Source organism: Streptomyces canarius (genome assembly GCF_014650735.1).
GTDB classification, from domain to species: domain Bacteria; phylum Actinomycetota; class Actinomycetes; order Streptomycetales; family Streptomycetaceae; genus Streptomyces; species Streptomyces olivaceoviridis.
Map to the genome: position 1 here is coordinate 1 of NZ_BMVN01000137.1, position 4899 is coordinate 4899.

Sequence of the window (4899 nt, forward strand, 5' to 3'; positions counted from 1 at the left end):
ACATCGCCTGGACCCACCCGGAGGAAGTCAACGCCGCCCTGCTGGAGTTCCTCGCCAAGTGACCACGCCGAGCCCCGACCAGTCCCCGTGGCCTGGGCGGAACGGAGCCACCCGGCACCTGCTGACCCTCGCGGCCGGAGCGGCGAACGCCTTCGGGTTCCTCGCCCTCGACGGCGTCTTCACCAGCGTCGTCACGGCGAACTCCGCCCTCCTCGGCCTGCACCTGGGCAACGCCCACCTGGCCGCCGCCCGCCTCGTCGCCGTAGCCCTGCTCGGCTATGTCGTCGGGGCGGCGGCCGGCGGCCTGGTGGCGGCGGGCCGGGGCCGGCTCCGCGGCGCGGGCATCCGGGGCGGTCTGCTCCTGGAGGCCCTGCTGCTGTGGCTGGTGGTCTGCGGCTGGCTGGGCTGGCACACGGCACCGCACGGCGCGGCCCGCACCCTGCTGCTGTTCCTCACGGCCGTCGCCATGGGCTGTCAGAACGGCAGCGTCCGGGTCACCGCCGGCAGCGAGATCACCACCGCCTATCTGACGGGCCTGCTCACCTCCACCGTCACGGCGTTCGCCACCCGCGGACGCCTCCAGGCCCGCAGCGTCGGCATCGTGGCCTCGCTGATCGCCGGGGCGGCCGTCGACGGCGCCGTCTACCGCTGGCTGCGCCCCGGAGCCCCGCTCGTGCCGGCCCTGCTCGTCACCGCGGCGCTGGCGGCGACCTGGCTGCGCGCGCCGACCCGCCCGGCCGCCGTCCCGCTGCGGCTCTGAGCCTCCCGAGCCGTCTCCGAGTCCCCGTCTCCGAGTCCATCCCCCGTCTCCAAGTGCCCCGACGCACGGCCCGTTTCGACAGAGAGAGCGCACGACATGACCGCATCCGATGTTGACCCGAAGCCGAACCCGCAGGACGGCGCGGTCGGCCGCTCGGCCACCGGTGGCGACGGCCCGGCCGACGACAAGCGTCCGTCCCACCGCTCCTACCACCACCCGGCGGCCGGCTGGGGCGCCGCCAAGAGCGTCGGCCGGGTGCTGATCAAGGAACGGGCGCTGTTCGAGGGGCCGCGGGCCATCCTCAAGATGAACCACGAGAACGGCGGCTTCGACTGTCCGGGCTGCGCCTGGCCCGACGACACCAAGGGCCTCAAGCTCGACATCTGCGAGAACGGCATCAAGCACGTCACCTGGGAGATGACCGGCAAGCGGGTCGGCGCCGACTTCTTCGCCGGGCACACCGTCTCCGAGCTGTCCGAGTGGTCCGACTTCGCGCTGGAGGACCAGGGCCGGCTGACCGAGCCCCTCGTCTACGACCAGGCGAGCGACCGGTACGTCCCCATCACCTGGCAGGACGCCTTCGCCCTGATCGGCCGCGAACTGCGAGCCCTGGACAGCCCCGACGAGGCCGCCTTCTACACCTCGGGCCGGCTGAGCAACGAGGCGACGTTCCTCTACCAGCTGATGGCCCGCGAGTTCGGCACCAACAACCTGCCCGACTGCTCCAACATGTGCCACGAGGCCTCCGGCCGGGCCCTGACGGCGGCCCTCGGCACCGGCAAGGGAACCGCCGACCTCAAGGACTGGGAGACCGCTGACGCCCTGTTCGTCATGGGTGTCAACGCGGCCTCCAACGCACCGCGCATGCTCACCGCGCTCGCCGAGGCCTACCGGCGGGGCGCCCAGATCGTCCATGTGAACCCCCTCGTCGAGGCGGCGGCGACCAGCACGATCGTGCCGCACGAGTTCACCGACATGGCCCTGTTCAAGGCCACCCGCACCAGCACCCTCAACCTCCAGGTCCGCGCGGGCGGCGACATGGCCCTGCTGCGGGGCATCGCCAAGGCGGTCCTCGAGGAGAGCCGAACCGACCCCAAGGCGCTCGACAAGGAGTTCATCGAGCGCTACACCCACGGCTTCGAGGCCTACCGTGAGCTGTGCGAGGCCACCTCCTGGGAGGAACTGGAGGAGCAGTCCGGCCTCCCCCGGGCCGACATCCTCAAGGCCGCCGGGATCTACTCCCGCTCCGACCGCACCCTGATCAGCTGGTGCCTCGGCCTCACCCAGCACGAACACGGCGTCGACACCGTCCGCGAGATCGTCAACGTCCTGCTGCTGCGCGGCAACCTCGGCCGGGAGGGCGCCGGCCCCTCGCCGGTGCGTGGGCACAGCAACGTCCAGGGCAACCGCACCTGCGGCATCGACCACCGGCCCCGGCCCGAGTTCCTGGACCGGCTCGCCGACGTCTGCCGCATCGACCCGCCGCGCGAGTTCGGCATGGACACGGTCGACACCATCGAGGCCATGAACCAGGGCCGGGTGAAGGTCTTCGTCGGCATGGGCGGCAACTTCGTGCTCGCCGCGCCGGACACCGCGTACACCTCCCAGGGGCTGCGCAACTGCGAACTCACCGTGCACGTGAGCACCAAGCTCAACCGCAGCCACCTGGTGCACGGCCGGAAGGCGCTGATCCTGCCCTGCCTCGGCCGCACCGAGAAGGACCACCAGCGGCGGGGCCTCCAGTCCGTCTCCGTGGAGGACTCGATGAGCATGGTGCACCTGTCGGTCGGCATGAAGAAGCCCGCCTCCCCGCACCTGCTGTCCGAGCCGGCCATCATCGCCGGCATGGCGCGGGCCACCCTTCCGGAGAGCAGCACGCCCTGGGAGTCGTACGTCGAGGACTACGACCGCATCCGCGACACCATGGCGAAGGTCCTGGACGGCTTCGAGGACTTCAACCGCAGGGTGCGGCTCCCGCTCGGCTTCCGCATCAAACAGCCCGCCCGGGAACTGGTCTTCCTCACCCCGTCCGGCCGCGCCGAGTTCTCCGCCGCACCGCTGCCCGAGGCGCCGCCGCGGGACGACGTGCTCATCCTCCAGACCATGCGCAGCCACGACCAGTGGAACACCACGATCTACTCGGACAACGACCGCTACCGCGGCATCAGCAACCTGCGCACCCTCGTCCTCATGAACGGCGACGACATGCGCGCCCGCGGCATCAAGCCCGACAGCCTCGTCGACATCACCGCCACCGCCCGCGACGGCAGCAAGCGGTACCTCAAGCGGTACACGGCGATCGAATACAGCATGCCCCGGGGCTGCGCCGCCGGGTACATGCCGGAGATGAACGTCCTGATCGCCGCGAGCGACTACAGCAAGCAGAGCAACCAGCCCCTGATGAAGAACATCAAGGTGCGGGTCGCGCCCAGTGCCGAGGACTGACCTGCCATGACGACAGCCGGCGCGCTCACCCGCCTGCCCGCACTGGCCGCCGCGGACCCCGCGCAACTGCTGCCCGCCCGGGAGCAGATGGCCTTCACCCTCGGGTTCCACATCATCCTCGTGCCGTTCGGCGTCGCCCTGACCACCCTCATGCTGATCGCGCACTGGCGGGGTCTGCGCAAGGGGGACGCCGAGGCGCTGCTGCTCGCCCGCCGCTGGTCGAAGGTGGCCGCCGTGCTGTTCGCGGTCGGGGCCATCACCGGCACCGTCCTCTCCTTCGAACTGGGCATTCTGTGGCCCCGTCTGATGGGCGACTACGGCTCCGCCTTCGGCTTCCCCTTCGCGATCGAGGGCCTGTTCTTCTTCCTCGAAGCGATCTTCGTGGCGCTCTACATCTACGGCTGGGACCGGATGCGGCCCTGGGCGCACTTCTGGACCGGGGTGCCCGTCTCCCTGGCCGGCGTCGGCGGGACCGCCTCGGTCGTCGCCGCCAACGCCTGGATGAACCAGCCCGGCGGCATCACCGTCGAGCACGGCAAGGTGGTCGCCGTCCGGCCCGCCGAGGTGTTCTTCAACGACGCCTTCTGGCTGGAGTTCCTGCACATGCTCATCGCGGCGTACATCATCGCCGGCTTCGTCGTGGGCGGCGTCTACGCGGTGGGCATGCTGCGCGGCCGGCGCGACCGCCACCACCGGGTCGGCTTCCTCACCGGATTCGTCACCGCGGCCTGCGCGCTGCCGGTGCAGATCATCGTCGGCGACACCATCGCCCGGCAGGTCTTCGACGACGAACCGGCGAAGTTCGCCTCGATCGAGCTTCTGCCCGCCACCGGTGACCACGTGCCCGAGACACTGGGCGGCGTACTGGTCGACGGGAAGGTGCGCTACGGCATCAAGATCCCCGACATGGCGTCCCTGCTGGCCGGTTTCAAGCCCTCGACCACCATCAAGGGACTGGAGGCCGTCCCGGCCCACGTCCGGCCGACCGACGCGCAGGCGAACATCGTCCACTGGGCGTTCGACATCATGGTCGGTACCTCCTTCCTCATGCTCGCCGTCGCCCTCTGGTTCGCCTGGCTGTGGTGGCGCCGCCGGCACACGCTGGCGACCAACCGCTGGTTCCTGCGGTCCGCCGCCGCGTGCGGGATCGTGGCGATCCTCTGCCTGGAGAGCGGCTGGGTGGTCACCGAGGTCGGCCGCCAGCCCTGGATCGTCGTCGGCCACCTGCTGACCCGGGACGCGGTGGCGACCCGGGGGAACCTGTGGCCCTTCTTCGGCGCCGTCCTCCTGCTCTACCTGGCTGTCGGTGCCGCCGCCCTGTGGGTGCTGCGGTCCATGACCCGGCGCTGGCGGCAGCAGGGCGACGAGGCCGTGTCCGTGCCCTACGGTCCCGAACGCCCCGCCGGGACCACCACGGGAAAGGCGTCCTGACATGGCGGACCTGGTCGCGGTGTTCCTCTTCATCGGGGTGATCGCCTACTGCGTCCTGGGCGGCGCCGACTTCGGCGCCGGGTTCTGGGACCTGATCGCGGGCGGGGCCGGGCGCGGCCGGGAACCCCGCCATCTGATCGACGACTCCCTCGCCCCCGTCTGGGAGGCGAACCACACCTGGCTGATCTACTGCCTGGTCATGCTGTGGAGCGGCTTCCCGGCCGCGCTTGCCGCGCTGACCTCGACGCTGTACCTCCCGCTGG

Annotated in this window: 4 protein-coding genes; all 4 read left to right on the top strand. The window is 71.0% G+C overall.

Annotated features, from left to right (window positions below):
• Positions 1–58 precede the first annotated feature (58 nt).
• Positions 59–760 carry a YoaK family protein gene (locus tag IE294_RS46255; protein WP_189895314.1) on the top strand — a complete coding sequence of 234 codons (702 nt, stop codon included), beginning with the start codon at positions 59–61 and terminating at the stop codon, positions 758–760.
• A gap of 96 nt (positions 761–856) precedes the next feature.
• Positions 857–3205, top strand: a complete 2349-nt coding sequence (locus IE294_RS46260; protein ID WP_189895315.1) for an FdhF/YdeP family oxidoreductase — start codon at positions 857–859, stop codon at positions 3203–3205.
• Positions 3206–3211: 6 nt separating this feature from the next.
• Positions 3212–4636, top strand: a complete 1425-nt coding sequence (locus tag IE294_RS46265; protein ID WP_189895316.1) for a cytochrome ubiquinol oxidase subunit I — start codon at positions 3212–3214, stop codon at positions 4634–4636.
• Between the two features lies 1 nt (position 4637).
• On the top strand, positions 4638–4899 hold a 262-nt coding region (locus IE294_RS46270; protein ID WP_189895317.1), incomplete at its 3' end, for a cytochrome d ubiquinol oxidase subunit II.